This window comes from Roseovarius sp. A-2 (assembly GCF_002072155.1).
In the GTDB taxonomy this organism is placed as follows: Bacteria; Pseudomonadota; Alphaproteobacteria; order Rhodobacterales; family Rhodobacteraceae; genus Roseovarius.
In genome coordinates this window covers 85,629-103,970 of sequence record NZ_BDIY01000009.1, presented here as the reverse complement: position 1 = coordinate 103,970, position 18,342 = coordinate 85,629, and the positions used below count along the sequence as shown (strand labels likewise).

Annotated in this window: 16 protein-coding genes, 1 tRNA gene and 1 pseudogene; 6 read left to right on the top strand and 12 right to left on the bottom strand. The window is 60.9% G+C overall.

Annotated elements, in window-relative coordinates:
- The first annotated feature begins 2 nt into the window (after positions 1-2).
- Both BHD06_RS12280 and BHD06_RS12275 read left to right on the top strand, forming a co-directional pair.
- Positions 3-1,319 carry a TRAP transporter large permease subunit gene (locus BHD06_RS12280; RefSeq protein WP_080457296.1) on the top strand — a complete coding sequence of 439 codons (1,317 nt, stop codon included), beginning with the start codon at positions 3-5 and terminating at the stop codon, positions 1,317-1,319.
- A complete protein-coding gene (locus BHD06_RS12275) occupies positions 1,309-2,451 on the top strand; it encodes an NAD(P)/FAD-dependent oxidoreductase (RefSeq protein WP_139784711.1) in 1,143 nt (380 codons plus the stop codon). The genes BHD06_RS12280 and BHD06_RS12275 overlap by 11 nt, the downstream gene beginning before the upstream one ends.
- Here the strand turns inward: BHD06_RS12275 and BHD06_RS12270 are convergent.
- The 7 genes from BHD06_RS12270 to BHD06_RS12240 all read right to left on the bottom strand — a co-directional run bounded on the left by BHD06_RS12270 (position 2,432) and on the right by BHD06_RS12240 (position 6,975).
- Positions 2,432-3,058, bottom strand: coding sequence for a GntR family transcriptional regulator (locus BHD06_RS12270; RefSeq protein ID WP_217805663.1), 627 nt, complete (start codon positions 3,056-3,058; stop codon positions 2,432-2,434). The genes BHD06_RS12275 and BHD06_RS12270 overlap by 20 nt on opposite strands.
- Positions 3,059-3,235: 177 nt before the next feature.
- On the bottom strand, positions 3,236-4,018 hold the full coding sequence (locus BHD06_RS12265; protein ID WP_080457293.1) for an alpha/beta fold hydrolase: 783 nt from the start codon (positions 4,016-4,018) through the stop codon (positions 3,236-3,238).
- Complete coding sequence (locus tag BHD06_RS12260) at positions 4,015-5,184, bottom strand: Zn-dependent alcohol dehydrogenase (RefSeq protein ID WP_217805662.1); 1,170 nt, start codon at positions 5,182-5,184, stop codon at positions 4,015-4,017. Before BHD06_RS12260 ends, BHD06_RS12265 begins: the two co-directional genes overlap by 4 nt.
- On the bottom strand, positions 5,181-5,486 hold the full coding sequence (locus BHD06_RS12255; protein ID WP_080457292.1) for a DUF6166 domain-containing protein: 306 nt from the start codon (positions 5,484-5,486) through the stop codon (positions 5,181-5,183). The genes BHD06_RS12260 and BHD06_RS12255 overlap by 4 nt, the downstream gene beginning before the upstream one ends.
- Positions 5,483-5,677: a hypothetical protein gene (locus BHD06_RS12250; RefSeq protein WP_080457291.1), complete on the bottom strand. Its 195-nt coding sequence runs from the start codon at positions 5,675-5,677 to the stop codon at positions 5,483-5,485. The genes BHD06_RS12255 and BHD06_RS12250 overlap by 4 nt, the downstream gene beginning before the upstream one ends.
- Before the next feature lie 56 nt (positions 5,678-5,733).
- The gene (locus BHD06_RS12245; RefSeq protein WP_080457290.1) at positions 5,734-6,105 is read right to left on the bottom strand and encodes a hypothetical protein; all 372 of its coding nucleotides are present in this window, start codon (positions 6,103-6,105) and stop codon (positions 5,734-5,736) included.
- 72 nt (positions 6,106-6,177) lie between these two features.
- Positions 6,178-6,975, bottom strand: a complete 798-nt coding sequence (locus BHD06_RS12240; RefSeq protein ID WP_080457289.1) for a sterol desaturase family protein — start codon at positions 6,973-6,975, stop codon at positions 6,178-6,180.
- Positions 6,976-7,155: 180 nt separating this feature from the next.
- On the opposite strand from BHD06_RS12240, the gene BHD06_RS12235 reads away from it, so the two are divergent.
- Positions 7,156-7,866, top strand: coding sequence for an IS6 family transposase (locus BHD06_RS12235; RefSeq protein ID WP_080457288.1), 711 nt, complete (start codon positions 7,156-7,158; stop codon positions 7,864-7,866).
- Here the strand turns inward: BHD06_RS12235 and BHD06_RS12230 are convergent.
- The 4 genes and pseudogenes from BHD06_RS12230 to BHD06_RS12210 form a co-directional block, all read right to left on the bottom strand.
- Entirely contained in the window at positions 7,798-8,532 is a 735-nt protein-coding gene (locus tag BHD06_RS12230; protein WP_080457287.1) for a Hint domain-containing protein, read from the bottom strand. The genes BHD06_RS12235 and BHD06_RS12230 overlap by 69 nt on opposite strands.
- A gap of 193 nt (positions 8,533-8,725) precedes the next feature.
- Positions 8,726-9,121, bottom strand: coding sequence for a toxin-activating lysine-acyltransferase (locus tag BHD06_RS12220; protein ID WP_080457285.1), 396 nt, complete (start codon positions 9,119-9,121; stop codon positions 8,726-8,728).
- Between the two features lie 96 nt (positions 9,122-9,217).
- Positions 9,218-9,928: pseudogene (locus BHD06_RS12215) on the bottom strand (IS6 family transposase).
- Between the two features lie 56 nt (positions 9,929-9,984).
- Positions 9,985-10,070 (bottom strand) — tRNA-Leu (locus tag BHD06_RS12210).
- Between the two features lie 147 nt (positions 10,071-10,217).
- Here BHD06_RS12210 and BHD06_RS12205 point away from each other — a divergent pair.
- Positions 10,218-11,201 (top strand): complex I NDUFA9 subunit family protein, encoded by a 984-nt coding sequence (locus BHD06_RS12205; RefSeq protein WP_080457284.1) that lies wholly within the window; start codon positions 10,218-10,220, stop codon positions 11,199-11,201.
- Between the two features lie 3 nt (positions 11,202-11,204).
- Here BHD06_RS12205 and BHD06_RS12200 read toward each other — a convergent pair whose 3' ends face one another.
- Positions 11,205-12,008, bottom strand: coding sequence for an undecaprenyl-diphosphate phosphatase (locus BHD06_RS12200; protein ID WP_080457283.1), 804 nt, complete (start codon positions 12,006-12,008; stop codon positions 11,205-11,207).
- Positions 12,009-12,224: 216 nt separating this feature from the next.
- On the opposite strand from BHD06_RS12200, the gene BHD06_RS12195 reads away from it, so the two are divergent.
- Complete coding sequence (locus BHD06_RS12195) at positions 12,225-13,658, top strand: NAD(P)-dependent oxidoreductase (protein WP_176214342.1); 1,434 nt, start codon at positions 12,225-12,227, stop codon at positions 13,656-13,658.
- Positions 13,659-13,766: 108 nt separating this feature from the next.
- Entirely contained in the window at positions 13,767-18,299 is a 4,533-nt protein-coding gene (gene gltB / locus BHD06_RS12190) for a glutamate synthase large subunit (protein WP_080457281.1), read from the top strand.
- The last annotated feature ends 43 nt before the right edge of the window (positions 18,300-18,342 follow it).

Here is an 18,342-nt window from a genome sequence, read left to right as displayed (position 1 = left end):
CCATGGAATATCTCGCACTCTGGATGTTCCCGGTCTTGCTGCTGATCCTTCTGACCGGCTTTCCGATCGCCTTCTCGCTGATGGGCGTCGCCACGATCTTCGGCTACATCACCTTCGGCGACACCGTCATCTACCAGTTCATCGACAAGATCGACGAGGTCGCGGGCAACTTCGTGCTCGCCGCCGTGCCGCTCTTCGTCTTCATGGGCACCATGCTGGAAAAATCCGGCATCGCGGAACGCCTCTTCGACGCGGTCCATATCTGGACCCGCCGCCTGCCTGGCGGGCTGGGGGTCGGTACGATCTTCATGTGCGTCATCTTCGCCGCTTCCACAGGCGTGATCGGCGCGACAGAAACCGTGGTGGGGCTTCTGGCTATCCCGGTCATGATGAAACACAACTACAACAAGGGACTCATCTCGGGCACGATCTGCGCCGGCGGCTCGCTGGGCACCATAATCCCGCCCTCGGTTGTGGTCATCATCATGGGGCCGATCGCGGACGTATCGGTCGGCGATCTCTTCATCGGCATGATCATCCCCGGCCTGACCATGGCAACGCTTTACGTCATCTACATCATAGGCCGCTGCTACCTGCGCCCGCAGGACGGCTCGCTCGTCTCGGATGACGAGTATCTGCCAACGCTGGGCGAGCGGCTCTGGATCACGGTGACGGCCTTCCTGCCGGCGGCGCTGATGATCTTCGCGGTGCTGGGTTCGATCATGATGGGTCTCGCCTCTCCGACAGAGGCGGCGGCGATGGGCGCCTTCGGGGCCGTGATCCTGGCGGCGGTCTACCGCACGCTTACCTGGACGACACTGCGCCTTGCCTTGCTGAACACGGTCAAGGTCACGTCGATGATCCTCATGATCCTGCTGGCAGGCTCGATGTTTTCGGGCGTCTTCGTCGGTGCGGGCGGCACCCGTGTCACGACCGAACTGATCGCCGCCTCCGATCTCAGCCCCTGGGCCACGCTGGCGGTGTTCCTGATCATCGTCTTCATCGCTGGCTTCGCACTGGAATGGATCTCGATCCTTCTGATCTTCCTGCCGGTCTTCATTCCGATCGTCACGCAGCTCGGCTTCGACCCGGTTTGGTTCTGCATCCTCTTCCTGATCGTGATACAAACCAGCTACCTATCGCCGCCGATGGCCCCGGCCATCTTCTACCTGCGCGGCATCGCACCGCCGGAGATCACCATGCCCGACATGTTCAAGGGGGTCGTGCCCTTCATCATCCTTCAACTCTTCACGCTGGCGCTGGTGATGGCCTTCCCGCAGATGGTTCTCTGGCTGCCGGAGAAAGTCCTTGGCTTCTAGACAAAAGCTCCTTGTCGTCGGCGGCGGGTATGTCGGCTGCGACGTGGCCCGCCGGCTCGACCGGGTGATGGACGTCACCCTGGTCGAGCCGAAACCGGCCTTCCTCCACGCTCCCGCCATGATCCGCGCATTGGTCGAACCCGACCTGCTGACGGCCGCGACGATCCCCTATGACGGCCTGCTGCGCGAAGGCCGGTTTGTTCGGGGCCGTGTCGACGCCCTTCATTCCAAAGGCGTAACCCTTGAGGATGGCACGGAGATAGCGAGCGACTTCACCCTTGTTGCCACTGGCTCCTCCTATAACCTGCCCTTCAAATCCTCAGCGGAAGACATTGAAGTTTTCCTCGACGCGCACAGAACACTCTCGGACCGCATCGCGCAGGCCCGACATATCGCCATTGTCGGTGCGGGTCCGGTCGGCACCGAACTCGCGGGCGAAATCGCGACGGCCCGGCCCGACGTGCAGATCACCCTGATCGCCGCCGGCCCGAATCCGATGCCTGACCAGCCGGAGCGGCTGGGCCGCGCACTCATGAACCGGCTGCACAGGCTGGGGGTCAAAGTCATCACGCATCGCACCGCGCCCGGCATTGCTGCCGGCATGGATGCGCAGGACGGCCCTCTGGGTCTTTCGGATGGGCAAGACGTCGCGGCAGACCTCGTGCTCCCCGCGCTCGGCGCGATTCCCTGCACCGACCTTCTCTCCGCGCTGCCCTCAGTGCGCCTCGACGGCGCGGGGCGCGTGGTGACAGACGCATGGTTGCGACCCGCACCGGGCGCTCTGCCGGGGCTGCTCGCGGGCGGCGACATGGCCGCCACCGGCGACGCAATGACCATCGTCGGCACGCTCCGCCAAACCCCTTACCTGACGAAAACCCTCCGCGCGGCCGCCAAGGGCAAGCCGATCGACACCCAGACGCCCTATCGGCCCTGGCGCGATGCCCCCATGCTCGTGCCTGTCGGCCCACGCCTCGGCGCCACCCACCTGCCCCTGCCGGGCCTATTGGCTTTGGCCGGTACCATGCGCGGCCCCGGCGACACGCTGACACGCCTTACAAAAGGCCGCGACCTCTTTGTGGGAAAATACCGCCGGCTGCTCGGCGCGCAGCGCTTCAAAGGGTCGCGCGGGTGAACTCGTAGATATAGTCCATCAGCTTATCCGATGCCTCGCCCGCTGCCGCCCGGTCACCCTCGGCGATCTTGCGCGCAACATCGGCGTGAAGGTTTGCACAGCGTTCCAGGTCGAGCGCCACGCGGTAATTCTGGAACCAGAACCGTCGCGACAGTCCCTGCATACGACGCATCGACCGTTCAATAAACTCGTTGCGGCAAGCGGCCAGGACAGCCCGGTTGAACTCAAGGTCAAGTTGCATGAACGCGTCGTAATCTATTGCGTCCGCCGAGGCGGCCAGCTTGGCGGCCAGTTCCGTGAAATGCTCTCGCTCTGCCTCGGTGGCTCGCTGCGCTGCCTTGCAGGCACATAACCGTTCCACTTCGCGCCGCAGTTCCAGCAGCAGCAATTGCTTGGCTATGTTGATCTCGGACACCATGACCCCGCGTCGTGGCATCACCACAACCAGACCCTCGGCCGCCAGCCGCTGCAACGCCTCGCGCACAGGGGTGCGGCCTATGCCCAGTTCCTCGACAAGTTGCGATTCAGACAGCACCTGCCCCGGCTCCAGATCCAGCACCACAATCCGCATCTCGATCATCTCGTAGGCCCGGTCGGTCAGCGTCACATTGTCGATCCTTCGGGCGCGCGCAGAAGCATTATCTAACACGTTCTCTGAGTCATTGTTCATAATTTGCCTGTCTGTGACCTTAACTGCGACCGTCCGAGGTGGATACTTTGTTGCCATGTCAAAATCTACGGTGCTTCGGCCCGTGCTGCAAGACTTGGGCGCGTTCCCGGCGGGTCACGACGCCACGGCGGCGCAGCATCCCGAGGCGAAAGCGGCCAGCGTCTCGGCAAGGGCTCCGGGCTGCTCTGCCATCGGCACATGCCCGCACCCCTGCCATAACTCCAGCCTCGAAGTGGCCAGACCAGCCGCAAGCGCGTTGCCATGATCCGGCGGGCACTCGGGGTCGGCGGTGCCGTGCAAAACCAGCACCGGCACGTCGATGCTGTCCAGAGCCGGGCGATAATCGACCTGCGCTGCGCTCAACCACGCCCCGGCCACCGCGATATCCGCCGCCGTGTCCGTCAGCTTCAATCGGCGCGCCCGGACCCGCGCCTCCTCGACGAGTGTATCGGGCGTGTTCCCGTGGAACCAGACCGCCGGTTCAAGCCCCTCGGCGTGCAAGCAGGCGCTGGTGCTGAGCAGCGCAAGCCCTGCCATCCGGTCCGACCCGCGCCTCTGCAAATGTTCCAGCGCGACGAGCCCGCCCATGCTCCAGCCAACGAGCACAACGTTGCCCGCGATACCGTCCATCACTTCGGCCAAGTCGTCTGCGAAATCCGTCATGCGATAGTGCTCGGCATTGTTTACCACGAAAGACCCGCCCCGGCCCCGCAGGTTCGGCGCAATCACGTGCCAGTCCTGTGCAAGCACCGGGATCACGGCATCCCACACTGCCTGCGTGCCCTGTATCCCGTGCACCAGTACCAGTGTGGGCCGGTCGGCGACAACGCGTCCCGCGACAGCCGCCTCGATCGGACCCTGCGGCGTCTCGACCCACACCTTTCGAATGCCGCTCATGGTCCGAATTCGATCACGCTGCGGATGCTCTGGCCCCGGCGCAGCTTCTCGAAACCGGCATTGATCTCGTCAAGGGTGATCCGGTCGGTGATCAGCCCGTCGAGGTCCAGTTTACCTTCCAGGTATTTCCGGCATAGCATCGGGAAATCCCTCCGGGGCCGCGTGTCACCATAGCTCGACCGGCGGATACGCTTCTCCTGCATAAGCGAGCCCCAGCGGAAACCGACATCCTTCTCGACATCCACCTTGCCCAGCCAGATCACCTCGCCGCCCGGGCGCACCGCTTCGACGCTCAGGCGAAAGGCCGGCTCGTTTCCGGCGCTTTCCAACACGACGTCCGCGCCCCGGCCGTCTGTCAGGGACCGGACGAGTTCTTCCACGCTATCCGTCTTCGGGTTGATCCGGTGCGTCGCCCCCATCCCGCAGGCCGCATCCAGCCTCGCCTCGTTCAAGTCGACGGCAATGACGTTCTGCGCCCCGCCAATCACCGCGCCCTGCACAGCCGCAAGGCCCACCGCGCCACAGCCTATCACCATCGCGGTGCTTCCAGGGCGGATATCCGCCACATTCAGCGCAGCACCGACGCCGGTCATCACCCCGCACCCGATCAACGCGGCCCGGTCGAATGGCATTTCCTTGGGTATCGGAATCGCCTGCTGGTCCTCGACCACGCAATATTCCCCAAAAGTCCCGAGATACATCAGCTGGTGCAGGTCCTGTCCACCAGCCAGCCGCGCCCTCGGTTGCCCGTCAAAGGCGAACCCCGCAGGGCCGTTGGCCAGGAAGGTCTCGCAAAGGATCGGCAGGCTCTGGTCGCAGTAGAAACAGTCACCGCACTTGGGGTTCCACGACAGGATAACATGATCTCCCACCGCGACGCCCTTCGCTTCGGGGCCGCAGGCCGTGACCACACCGGCTGCCTCGTGGCCCAGCACGGCGGGCATTCCCAGCCGCAGCGAGCCGTCGATCACTTCCAAGTCCGTATGACAAAGCCCCGCGGCGCGGATCTTGACCATCACATCGCGCGTCCTAAGCGCGCCGGGTTCGACATCCTCGATCGTCATCGCCTCGCCCGGAGAGCGCAGCACGGCGGCCCGGAAGGTCTTCGGTATCCCGGGGTCATCCGCCGCGTGCACCGTCTTCGAGTCGTCCAGTGGGGCCATCATGCCTGCTCCGGCTGAACCTGGGCCACGGCAGCGCGTACATCCGCCTCGGTCATTTCCCAGTCGTTGCCGAAATTCGCGGTGACCTCGCGCATGAACGGCTCGGCCAGGCGCTTGGCAAGGCCCGCATCGCCGGTCACGTCATAGATCAGCGCAAAGGCCAGCTGCGTCGCCGCCACCCCCTCGAAGCTCCATTCGAAGCCCGCGTTGGTGAACTTGCAGACCTCCGCATAGTCCGGCAGGTCCTTTCCGTCGACGGTCACGATAACGCCGTCGATCGTCCTGTCTCCAAGATACGTCTTCATGATGTCCTCCGCGCATCGGCCTTGGACCGCATCACTTCGGGGAAGATCCACAGCGACCCGACGCTGAACGGTCCAAGAAAGGCAATGGCCCATTGCGGTCCGGTCTGTCCCAGGTGTCCCATGTAAAACCATCCCCCGATGGCCGCGAGCGCCACCAGCGTGGACAGCGCGATTTTGATAATGACGGGCATCTCAGCCTCCTCCTTCTGATAGTGTTTGCCGGGTCAATCGGACCCGCGATCTTGGCTCAGGCCATACCTGCCAGCGCCCATACCGAGACGCCCAGGCCGGCCATGACCACCGTCAGGCCCACGGTCCCGTCGCGCCAGCGGCTCGGCCACACGTTGAACAGGCCCGGCATGAACAGCAGGGCGAACCCAGTGATGATGACCACGCTGGTCCAACGCAGCTCGGCCAGGCCGAAGCCAAAGCTCATGTACAGCACCGCGCCCAGAAGGACGCAGTTCGCCACCACCAGGGCAAAGCCCAACGGCCGCTTCAGTTCGGGCCGCGTCGACAGCGGGAAGACGCCGGTCAACACGATGGCGGCCAGGCTGGCCACACAGGCGAACAGCGCAAAGATGAAGGCAGCGGTGATATTCGGCTCGATATTGGCCATGAGGTGGCTCCGTCTTTTCCGGGATGTCTTGGTAGTGCCCGGCCCTGTCATGCGGGGCCGGGCAGAAGTCACTTACTCGGCGGGAGTGGCGTTCGTCGTCTCGTCCGGGCCGCGGACCGGTGTGCGGGACACCTTGCGCATATCCTTGCGGAGGTGCTTGGTGTCATAGCCGTTGAACAGGTGTCCGATCAGGCCGCGATTCAAGTCCGACGTTCCGAACAGCCAGTCCATGATCGGGAACGTGAGATTCATGTTGCGCTCCATCATCAGCGACTGGTCGTGATGCGCTGTGTGGTGACGGCGATTGGTGTTGATGAAGGGCATGTTGCGCACGAACCAGTTATCCTCGACGTGGCAACAGAAATGCATGAACTCGTAGATCATGTAGATTGAGGTCGTGGTGGCGATGAACAGCCAGCCCACATTGGGCGTAAACAGCCAACCCATCACGATCGCACCTGGGATCGACATCAGAGTGAAAGCCGCCAGCGCATAAGGCGGGAAAAACGTCACGCGGTAATCTTTCTGATCCGCGAAGCGCATCTCCACCTCGGTGAAAAACTGGTGATGCTGCAGTGTGTGCCGGTTGTAGACTGCGCGGGCGACAGGGTTCTTCGAAGGCCGGTGCATTACGTAGCGGTGCAGCCACCACTCGAAGAAGTTGCAGAACAGGAAGACCAGCGGCACCGTCAGCCATTCCAGCGGCGTCACCTGGTTGAGGTTTGCGGTATAGATATAAAGCGCGGTCAGCCCGATCGTGTAGATGATCACGATATGCAGGAAACCATTGTACCAACCCGCCACTCGCTGCCGGTAGTTGGCCCGGTACTGGCGCTGGCGTTCGGTCATGTTGGTGTCTTGAAGTTCCATGGTCAGCCTCCGATATACCATTTCTCGATGTCTGATATATTAGAAATATGTTTATGTCAAGAACAGTAATCGGACCGTGATGGTGTGGATACCCCCACTCAACGGCATCGCATTGTGCCAGAATGGTGACGTAGGTATTGCCAAATTGATGACCGGATCTGATCAATCTATGTCAGCATCATGAACAGTCCGACCCAAATGCCGCGCCTGAAGGGCTTCTGCTATCCCCGAGAGATCATCGCCTACGCGGTTTGGGCGTACCACCGTTTCGCACTGAGCACGGCTGATGTTGAAGACCTGTTGGCCGCGCGGGGCGTGATTGTCAGCCGAGAAGCGATCCGGCTTTGGGTCAATCGCTTTGGTCAACACTTTGCAAATTGCATTCGCCGGGATCGACCACGGCCGAACGATAAGTGGCACATGGATGAAGTCGTGATCACGATCCGTGGCAAGAAACACTGGCTGTGGCGTGCGATCGACGCGGATGGAGACGTCCTCGAAATTCTCGTGCAAACACGCCGCAATGCCAAAGCAGCAAAGCGCTTTTTCCAAAGATTGGTTTCACAGTTTGGCGAGCCGAGGGTGGTCATTACTGACAAATTGCGCAGCTATATCAAGCCGGTCAAAGCACTGGCCCCGAACGCTGACCATCGCGCGCACAAGGGCTTGAATAACGCGATCGAAGTGTCGCACCGGCCGACACGTAAACGAGAGAAGATCTTCGGCAAATTCAAATCCCACCGGCAGGCACAGAGGTTTTTGGCCGCACATGACCAGATCAACTTGCTCTTCCGTCCCCGCCGATATCAACTGAACGCAACTTCAAACCGCCACGCCCGCTCCGATGCTTTCAGCCTCTGGGCAGATTACACCGCGGAAATGGTGGCATGATCCTGCCTTTGCCAAGCTTCGCAAGCTGATGCCAACAACTTGGCAATACCGGATGAACTCTTCCGTCGTGTTACGGAAAAGCTTGGTCACCTCGCCGGGGACGGAGGAGCCATCGGGCGTGTGCGCAAGGACGGCATCACCGATCTGGACGTCCTCAATCGGTTTCTCGGTTCCGTTTTCGAGGGCGATGGGAGTGCCGGCGGGGAAGCACTCGATGCCTCCTTCTCGCAAGAAATCGAGCATCGATTTTATCGACGATATCTGCGCCTTTAGTTCTTCCAAACGCCCCGTGCCAACTACACCTAGAATGGGCAGAATGACTGAAGCAGGTCCAACTTCTTTTTTGATAAGATCGTGAGCAATCGCCAACAAAGTGGCTGCAAGCGCAGGGTTCTCCAACGGGTCTCCGCCGGAAAAAATATCGAAAGTCGCAATTTTTTCCATGCCCGGAACTTGCGCTTCCAGGTATTCTGCGAATGCTTTCAGATCCTCAACGGTGGTTGGCCCCCGATATTCCCCACCATGTCCGGGTTGGTAACTATTTTCAAACCACAAAACAGGGTCGAAAGCGCGGTTGTCGACGAGGTTTAATTCATCCAGAAGGTTTGGATTACCAATAACCGTTTTATTGTCGAGGATATGCGTCATTAAGTCTTCTGGCGACATCACTATTACCCTATTTTCTTGAAGAATTTCCAAATCACGTAGGCAGTATATAAAACGATCAATCCTACAATTACGCGTTCGAACGTGTCTGGGTATTCACCCCGGAAAAGACGAAATAGATGGATCGCACTGAAAAAGCCTGAAACCAAAACTAACAGCAAATCTGGCAAGAGGTTTTTCATCTTCACCGCAGTCATGGTTCGCGAGCTTGTGTGGTTTCTTCTCGCGCAGCATTCGCCCCATCTAGGAAACGGTCCCGCACCCCCTCCGCCTCTGCAAACGGCGACACCACATCCACCACCACCAAATTCTCCCCCGACCGCCAGTCCTCCAGCGCCAGCGGCTCACCGGCCTCGACCTTGGCCTTGACCACGTCCGAGACGCTGGCCCAAGTCAGAAACGCGACAGGCTGTTTGTCCTTGGAATAAAGCTTGAAACTCCGCAACAGGATGGGCGTGGCGACCAGCGCCTCGATCTCGCGGATGGGGCGATCGCGATAGCGCTTGTCCATCGTCATCAGCCAAACGGCATTACCCATGGTCGAGCCAAAGGTTTGCGGATCCAGCGTTTGTGTCTTGGTTTCTGTCATAGCCCCCCCCCCCCAGGACTCGCACTACCCCGACAGGAATACTTCGGGTATTGCCAAGTTGTTGGCATCAGCTTGCGAAGCTTGGCAAAGGCAGGATCATGCCACCATTTCCGCGGTGTAATCTGCCCAGAGGCTGAAAGCATCGGAGCGGGCGTGGCGGTATGAAGTTGCGTTCATTTGATATCGGCGGGGACGGAAGAGCAAGTTGATCTGGTCATGTGCGGCCAAAAACCTCTGTGCCTACCGGTGGGATTTGAATTTGCCGAAGATCTTCTCTCGTTTACGTGTCGGCCGGTGCGACACTTCGATCGCGTTATTCAAGCCCTTGTACGCGCGATGGTCAGCGTTCGGGGCCAGTGCTTTGACCGGCTTGATATAGCTGCGCAATTTGTCAGTAATGACCACCCTCGGCTCGCCAAACTGTGAAACCAATCTTTGGAAAAAGCGCTTTGCTGCTTTGGCATTGCGGCGTGTTTGCACGAGAATTTCGAGGACGTCTCCATCCGCGTCGATCGCACGCCACAGCCAGTGTTTCTTGCCACGGATCGTGATCACGACTTCATCCATGTGCCACTTATCGTTCGGCCGTGGTCGATCCCGGCGAATGCAATTTGCAAAGTTTTGACCAAAGCGATTGACCCAAAGCCGGATCGCTTCTCGGCTGACAATCACGCCCCGCGCGGCCAACCGGTCTTCAACATCAGCCGTGCTCAGAGCTAACCGATGGTACGCCCAAACAGCGTAACCAATAATCTCACGAGGATAACGAAACCCCTTCAGACGTGGCAAATCAATTGGAATATTCATTGGGTCCACATACCTTTAGCAAACCCAGTCAACAACTTGGCAATACCGTTGACGAGTGGTGCCCAGGAGAGGACTCGAACCTCCACGGCCTTGCGGCCACTGGCACCTGAAGCCAGCGCGTCTACCATTCCGCCACCTGGGCAGGTGTCGTGAGGCAGGCGTTTAGACGCCGACCGATCCCATGTCAACGGCGTTTTTGCGCGATCCGTCGCAATCGCCTTATCATCTTGTTCAACGCGGTGTTGGGAGATAGGAAAGGGTTTGAACGCGCGCATTCTGGAGGCTTCTCATGTCCAAGCTCGTCACCATATATGGCGGATCAGGTTTCGTCGGCCGTTACATCGCGCGCCGCATGGCGCAGGCGGGATGGCGGGTGCGGGTCGCGGTGAGGCGCCCGAATGAAGCGATGCATGTCAAGCCCTATGGCAATGTCGGCCAGGTCGAGCCGGTTTTCTGCAACATCCGCGACGATGACAGCGTGCGCGCGGTGATGCACGGGGCGGATGCGGTGGTGAATTGCGTGGGCACGTTCGACCGCAAGGGGCGTAACAATTTTCAGGCCGTTCAGGCCGAGGGGGCAACGCGCATCGCGCGGCTCGCCGCCGAAGAAGGTGTGAGCCATCTCGTGCATCTGTCGGCCATCGGTGCCGATCCGCAGTCCGACAGCGAATATGCCCAGAGCAAGGCCGCCGGAGAGGCCGGGATTCTCGCGCATTTCCCGCAGGCCATGATCCTGCGCCCGTCCGTCGTGTTTGGCCCCGAAGACCAGTTTTTCAACCGCTTCGCCGCCATGACGCGATTCGGGCCTGTCCTGCCTGTGGTGGGCGGCGACACGAAGTTTCAGCCGGTCTATGCCGATGACGTGGCGCATGCTGCAGCCCTGGGGGCCGAGGACCGCGCCGCGCCTGGCATCTACGAGCTTGGCGGGCCGGAGGTGGCGACGTTTCGCGATCTAATGCGCGTGATGCTGAGGATCGTCCGCCGGCGGCGGATGATCGTGAATATTCCGTTTGGCATTGCCGCAGTTATGGCCTGGGCGATGGAACTCGTGCAGACGGTGACATTCGGTCTGATTCCGCCTCAGATCACCCGCGACCAGGTGCGCAGCCTGAAAGCGGATAACGTGGTGAGCGAGGGTGCCAGGGGCTTTGCCGATCTGGGTATCACGCCTGTGGCGATTGAGGCCGTGCTGCCTGATTATCTCTGGCGCTTCCGGCCAGCGGGGCAATATGAGGCGATCAAGGAATCGGCCCGGAACCTGCGCAGTCTCTGACCGTCAGCTATAGGCTATTCCCAGCAGGAAAACGCCAAGCACGAGCCGATAGATCACGTAGGGTGTGAAGCTGACACTCTGCAAGAGCCGCATCATCAGGCCGAGCGCCGCGAGCGCCGCGACAAAGGCGAAGGCGGCGGCGGTCGCGGCGCTGATCAGGACAGACGGATCGGCCTCTATTGCAGCTTCGGTCCCGAGCAGAACGGCGCTTGCAACAATGGTCGGAATAGACATCAGCATCGAGATGCGCGCTGCTTCCTGTCGCCGATAGCCGAGGAAACGCGCCCCGGTGATGGTGATGCCAGAGCGCGACGTGCCCGGGATGAGGGCGATGGCCTGCCAGACTCCGATCACCATCGCATCGGTGATATTCCAGTCCTCGGTGGTTTTCTTGCGTCGACCGATCTTGTCTGCCCAGTAGAGCACCAGCCCGAAGATGATCGTGGCCCAGCCGATCACCTCGATCGAGCGCAGGCTTTCATCATAACCGGAGAGCTTGAGCAGGGCACCAAAGGCGATTACCGGGATCGAGGCGATGAGCAAGAGCTGCGCCAGCCGTGCGCCGGGCGTGTCGGCTCGTCCGGCGATCGCGTCTGGCAGGCCGATCACGGCACCGCGCACGTCGGACCAGAAATACAGGGTCACGGCGAAGAGCGTGCCGACATGCACGGCCACATCGATGACCAGACCCTGATCGGCCATACCGGTGAGTTTCGGCAGGAGGATGAGATGTCCGGAGGAGGAGATCGGCAGAAACTCGGTGATTCCCTGAATGACGGCGACGAGTAAGATGTGAAACAACGTCATTACTGGAGTCCTGTTTACGACATTTTCAGCTATAAACCTTTGTGTTTTCGGTGCAATCGGCAATGTGGGTCCGAATCGGACGTAATATTCATGAGATTTCTAATTCTACCGCAGCCGATACGAAAAATTTCTGCATATAGGTCAAACCTTCTGACTTTTAATCCAAAGGCCGTTGGAGTAAAGACGTGCGGTGCAAAGATTTCGGGAGGGCACGTAGTGGCTAAGCAACCCATGCTGAAATTCGTGACGGTCGGGCGGGACATGCCTGAGAAACGGACGGCAGAGGCACGCAGGCAGGATTTCCATGAGATCTATGCGGAGTATGCCGATGCCAAGGCCAAGGAACAGGCCGGGCGGTGCAGTCAGTGTGGCGTGCCCTATTGCCAGACGCATTGCCCGCTGCACAACAATATTCCTGACTGGTTGCGCCTCACCGCCGAAGGGCGGCTAAAGGAAGCCTATGAAATCAGTCAGTTGACCAATACCTTCCCCGAGATTTGCGGGCGCATCTGCCCGCAGGACCGGCTGTGCGAGGGCAATTGCGTGATCGAGCAATCGGGGCATGGCACAGTCACCATCGGCGCGGTGGAGAAATACATCACTGATACCGCCTGGGAAGAAGGCTGGGTCGAGCCGATCAAGCCTGCGGCGGAACGCATTGAATCCGTTGGGATAATCGGTGCCGGCCCCGGAGGTCTTGCCGCCGCTGACGTGCTGCGGCGGGCGGGTGTTCAGGTGACGGTCTATGACCGTTATGACCGGGGTGGCGGGCTGATGACCTATGGCATTCCGGGCTTCAAGCTGGAGAAGGACGTGGTTATGCGCCGGGTCGAGCAGCTGGAGCAGGGGGGCGTCGAATTCGTGCTGAACTGTGACGTTGGCACGGATATCACGTTCGAGGAAATTCGTAACAAACACAACGCGGTAATGATCGCCACCGGGGTCTACAAGAGCCGCGACCTGCAAGGGCCGGGATCGGGTGCCCAAGGCATCGTGCGGGCGATTGATTACCTGACGGCGAGCAATCGTGTGGGCTTTGGCGACAGCGTGCCGGACTATGACAGCGGCGAGTTGAATGCCTCGGGCAAGCGAATTGTTGTGGTCGGCGGTGGTGATACCGCAATGGATTGTGTGCGCACCGCCATTCGTCAAGGGGCCAAATCGGTGACCTGCCTTTACCGCCGCGACCGTGAGAACATGCCCGGCAGCCAACGTGAGGTGACCAATGCCGAGGAAGAAGGCGTTAAGTTTGAATGGCTTAGCGCGCCGATTGGCTTTGCCGGTGATCCGGTGACGAGCGTAAAAGTGCAGAAAATGCGCCTTGGCGCGCCGGATGCGACGGGCCGTCAAATCCCGGAACCCATCGAGGGTGCCGAGCATGACGCGCCTGCCGATCTGGTGATCAAGGCGCTAGGGTTTGAGGCCGAAAACCTGCCAACCCTTTGGAATCAAGAGGAATTGGAGGTCACCCGCTGGGGCACTGTCAAGGCAGAGTTCACCACCGGGCAGACCGCGATGGAGGGCGTTTACGCCGTCGGTGACATCGTGCGGGGGGCGTCCCTTGTGGTGTGGGCGATCCGTGACGGGCGCGACTCGGCAGCAGCGATTCTCGACTATCTTGGGGAAGCGCAGGCTGTCGCGGCGGAATAGCGGTAAAGCGTCGGTATTACGTCGGTATTGCGGCGGTCCCCCGGAAGAGCGCTTTGAGGCGATAAGACAGACAATCTGACCCACCGGGTAAAGGAAGGGTGAAGACCAATGACGAAATTCGATCAGGACTGGATGGCCAAGGAAGAGGCCAAGCGCAACTGGATGGCCGAGAACGGCATGTATACCCACGCAGAGGAGCACTCCTCTTGCGGTGTCGGCCTAGTCGTGTCGGTGGATGGAAAACCGTCGCGCCGGGTGGTCGAGGCGGGGATCAATGCGCTCAAGGCGATCTGGCACCGGGGTGCTGTCGATGCCGATGGCAAGACCGGCGACGGCGCGGGCATCCATGTGCAGATCCCGGTGTCGTTCATCTATGACCAGATTCGCCGCACCGGGCATGAGCCGGATGAAAGCAGTCTGGTCGCTGTCGGTCAGGTGTTTCTGCCGCGCACCAATTTCGGCGCGCAGGAGCAGTGCCGGACCATCGTGGAAACCGAAGTGCTGCGCATGGGCCATACGATCTATGGCTGGCGGCATGTGCCGGTCGATATTACCTGTCTGGGTGAAAAGGCCAATGCGACCCGGCCCGAGATCGAGCAGATCCTGATTTCCGATGCCAAGGGGCTGGAGGAAGAAGAGTTTGAGCGCGAACTGTACGTGATCCGCCGCCGGATCGAAAAGGCGGTGGCGGCTGCCGGGATCAACGGTCTTTATATCGCGAGCCTGTCCTGCCGGAGCATCATCTACAAGGGCATGATGCTGGCCGAGCAGGTGGCGGTGTTCTATCCCGACCTGATGGACGAACGGTTCAAGAGCGCGTTTGCGATCTATCACCAGCGCTATTCGACCAACACCTTTCCGCAATGGTGGCTGGCGCAGCCGTTCCGCATGCTGGCGCATAACGGCGAAATCAACACGCTCAAGGGCAACACCAACTGGATGAAGAGCCACGAAATCCGCATGGCATCTTCGGCGTTTGGCGAGCGGGCCGAGGATATCAAGCCGATCATCCCGCAAGGTTCCTCGGACAGTGCGGCACTCGATGCGGTGTTCGAGGTGCTGGTGCGGGCGGGGCGCAATGCGCCGATGGCGAAAACCATGCTGGTGCCGGAATCCTGGTCGAAGCAGCGCGAGGAGCTGCCGCAGGCGTGGCGCGACATGTATTCCTATTGCAACTCGGTGATGGAGCCGTGGGACGGGCCCGCAGCACTTGCGATGACCGATGGCCGTTGGGTCTGCGCCGGGCTGGACCGCAACGGGCTGCGCCCGATGCGCTATGTGGTGACGGGTGACGGGCTGCTGATTGCGGGTTCCGAGGCCGGGATGGTGCCGATTGACGAGGCCAAGGTGAATGAAAAGGGTGCGCTTGGCCCCGGTCAGTTGCTGGCCGTGGATATGGTCGAAGGCAAGCTCTATCACGATGCCGATATGAAGGATAAGCTGGCCAATGCGCAGCCCTTTGGCGAGTGGGTCGGCAAGATCAACGAGCTGGATGACAAGCTGGCCGCCGTGACCGAGGTGCCGATCTACAAGGCGGGCGAGTTGCGCAAGCGGCAGATCGCGGCCGGGTATACCCTGGAGGAGCTGGAGCAGATCCTTGCGCCGATGGCCGAGGACGGCAAGGAAGCGATTGCCAGCATGGGCGACGACACGCCGAGTGCTGTGCTGTCCAAGCAGTACCGCCCGCTGAGCCATTATTTCCGGCAGAATTTCAGCCAGGTGACGAACCCACCGATTGACAGTTTGCGCGAATACCGGGTGATGAGTCTCAAGACGCGGTTCGGCAACCTCAAGAACGTGCTGGATGAGTCGAGCGCGCAGACCGAGATCCTGGTGCTGGAAAGCCCGTTTGTCGGCAATGCGCAATGGGATGAGATGATCCGGCAGTTCAATGCCGATGTGGCGGTGATCGACTGCACCTTTGGCGCGGGCAAGAACGCCCTGCAACAGGGGTTGGAGCGGATCCGGGCCGAGGCGGAGGATGCCGTGCGCTCGGGCACCGGGCATCTGATCCTGACTGATCAAAATCTTGGCGAGACCCGCGTCGGCATGCCGATGATTCTGGCCACCTCGGCGGTGCACAGCCATCTGACGCAAAAGGGGTTGCGGACTTTCTCCAGCCTCAACGTGCGCTCGGCTGAATGTATCGACCCGCATTATTTCGCCGTGCTGATTGGCGCGGGGGCGACCGTGGTCAACGCCTATCTGGCCGAGGACAGCATTGCCGACCGGATCGACCGGGGCTTGATCGAGGGCAGCCTGACCGAGGCGGTGGCGCGGTATCGTTTGGCGATTGATCAGGGTCTGTTGAAGATCATGTCGAAGATGGGGATCTCGGTGGTTTCGTCCTATCGCGGAGGTCTGAACTTCGAGGCGGTGGGGCTGTCCCGTGCCATGTGCGCGGAGTATTTCCCGGGGCTGACGAGCCGGATCAGCGGAATCGGTGTGTCGGGCATACAGGCCAAGCTGGAAGAGGTGCATGGCCGGGCCTTCAAGGGGGGGCAGGATATCCTGCCGATCGGCGGGTTTTACAAGGCGCGCAAATCGGGTGAGACCCATGCCTGGGGCGCGCAAACCATGCATATGATGCAGATGGCCTGCAACAAGGCGAGTTACGAGCTGTGGAAGCGCTATTCGGCGGCGATGCAGAACAACCCGCCGACGCATCTGCGCGACCTGATGGCGATCAAGCCGATGGGCGAGGCGATCCCGCTGGAGGAGGTGGAGAGCGTGACCGCGATCCGCAAGCGGTTTGTCACGCCGGGCATGTCGCTGGGGGCGCTGAGCCCCGAGGCGCACAAGACGCTGAACGTGGCGATGAACCGGATTGGCGCGCGCTCGGACAGTGGCGAGGGCGGCGAGGACCCGGCGCATTTCACGCCGGAGGCCAATGGCGACAACCCGAGTGCCAAGATCAAGCAGGTCGCCTCTGGCCGGTTTGGCGTGACGGCGGAATACCTCAACCATTGCGAGGAGTTGGAGATCAAGGTCGCGCAAGGCGCCAAGCCCGGTGAGGGCGGGCAGTTGCCGGGGATGAAGGTGACCAAGCTGATCGCGCGGTTGCGGCATTCCACCGAGGGTGTGACACTGATTTCGCCGCCGCCGCATCACGATATCTATTCCATCGAGGATCTGGCGCAGCTGATCTATGACCTCAAGCAGATCAACCCGACCGTGAAGGTGACGGTCAAGCTGGTGGCGCAGTCGGGAGTCGGCACGATCGCCGCCGGTGTGGCCAAGGCCAAGGCGGATGTGATCCTGATTTCCGGGCATAATGGCGGCACCGGGGCGAGCCCGGCGACGTCGATCAAATATGCCGGGCTGCCCTGGGAGATGGGCCTCACGGAGGCGCATCAGGTGCTGAGCATGAACAACCTGCGCGAGCGGATCACGCTGCGCACTGACGGGGGTTTGCGCACCGGGCGCGATATCGTCATGGCGGCGATGATGGGGGCCGAGGAATACGGCATCGGCACGGCGGCGCTGATCTCGATGGGCTGCATCATGGTGCGGCAGTGTCAGAGCAACACCTGCCCCGTCGGGGTCTGCACGCAGGACGAGGACTTGCGCGCCAAGTTCACCGGCAATGCCGAGAAGGTGGTAAACCTCATCACCTTCTACGCACAGGAGGTGCGGGAGTTGCTGGCGAGCATTGGCGCGCGCAGCCTCGACGAGGTGATCGGGCGAGCGGATCTCTTGACGCAGGTCAGCCGTGGATCGGCGCATCTGGATGATCTCGACCTCAACCCGATGCTGATCACCGTGGATGGGGCAAAGGACATTCGCTATGACCGCAACCGCCCGCGCAACGAGGTGCCCGACACGCTGGATGCGGAAATCGTGCGCGACGCGCAGCGGTTCCTGAATGACGGCGAGAAGATGCAGTTGCATTACGCGGTGCAAAACACCGACCGGACGGTGGGCGCGCGGGTCTCAAGCCATATCGTGCGGAAGTTCGGGATGCGCAACAGCCTGCAACCCGATCACCTGACGGTGAAACTGACCGGCAGTGCCGGGCAGTCGCTGGGCGCGTTTGCCGCGCCGGGGCTGAAGATCGAGGTCAGCGGTGACGCCAATGACTATGTCGGCAAGGGCCTGTCGGGTGGCACCATCGTGGTGCGTCCGCCGATGGCGAGCCCGCTGGTGGCGGCCGAGAACACGATCATCGGCAACACGGTGCTTTATGGCGCGACCGATGGTTATCTCTTTGCCGCCGGGCGTGCCGGTGAACGTTTTGCTGTGCGCAATTCGGGGGCCAAGGTGGTGATCGAGGGCTGCGGTTCCAACGGGTGTGAATACATGACCGGCGGTGCGGCGGTGATTCTGGGCGAGATCGGGGCCAATTTCGGCGCAGGCATGACCGGCGGCATGGCCTATGTCTATGACCCCGACAACCGGGCGGAAACGCTGGTCAACGGTGAGACATTGGTGAGTTGCCCTGTATCAGAGCCGCATTGGGAGACCGAACTCAAGGGTATGATCGAGCGGCATGTGGCCGAGACCGGATCGCAGCGCGGGCAGGATATCCTGCAATACTGGGATATCGAGAAGGACCGCTTCGTGCAGTTCTGCCCGAAGGAAATGCTCGACAAGCTGGAGCATCCGGTGGGCACGCGGCCCGAGGCTGTTCCGGCGGAATAGGCTCTGACAAGACCGAATCCTTGCAAAGGGTTCGGTTCGTTTT

Bases quoted from the DNA above. Each gene is read 5' to 3' on its own strand.
- BHD06_RS12280 (WP_080457296.1), top strand. From the start codon at position 3: ATGGAATATCTCGCACTCTGGATGTTCCCGGTCTTGCTGCTGATCCTT.
- BHD06_RS12265 (WP_080457293.1), bottom strand. From the start codon at position 4,018: ATGAGCGGCATTCGAAAGGTGTGGGTCGAGACGCCGCAGGGTCCGATC.
- BHD06_RS12260 (WP_217805662.1), bottom strand. From the start codon at position 5,184: ATGATGGCCCCACTGGACGACTCGAAGACGGTGCACGCGGCGGATGAC.
- BHD06_RS12255 (WP_080457292.1), bottom strand. From the start codon at position 5,486: ATGAAGACGTATCTTGGAGACAGGACGATCGACGGCGTTATCGTGACC.
- BHD06_RS12250 (WP_080457291.1), bottom strand. From the start codon at position 5,677: ATGCCCGTCATTATCAAAATCGCGCTGTCCACGCTGGTGGCGCTCGCG.
- BHD06_RS12245 (WP_080457290.1), bottom strand. From the start codon at position 6,105: ATGGCCAATATCGAGCCGAATATCACCGCTGCCTTCATCTTTGCGCTG.
- BHD06_RS12240 (WP_080457289.1), bottom strand. From the start codon at position 6,975: ATGGAACTTCAAGACACCAACATGACCGAACGCCAGCGCCAGTACCGG.
- BHD06_RS12235 (WP_080457288.1), top strand. From the start codon at position 7,156: ATGAACAGTCCGACCCAAATGCCGCGCCTGAAGGGCTTCTGCTATCCC.
- BHD06_RS12230 (WP_080457287.1), bottom strand. From the start codon at position 8,532: ATGTCGCCAGAAGACTTAATGACGCATATCCTCGACAATAAAACGGTT.
- BHD06_RS12220 (WP_080457285.1), bottom strand. From the start codon at position 9,121: ATGACAGAAACCAAGACACAAACGCTGGATCCGCAAACCTTTGGCTCG.
- BHD06_RS12205 (WP_080457284.1), top strand. From the start codon at position 10,218: ATGTCCAAGCTCGTCACCATATATGGCGGATCAGGTTTCGTCGGCCGT.
- BHD06_RS12200 (WP_080457283.1), bottom strand. From the start codon at position 12,008: ATGACGTTGTTTCACATCTTACTCGTCGCCGTCATTCAGGGAATCACC.
- gltB (WP_080457281.1), top strand. From the start codon at position 13,767: ATGACGAAATTCGATCAGGACTGGATGGCCAAGGAAGAGGCCAAGCGC.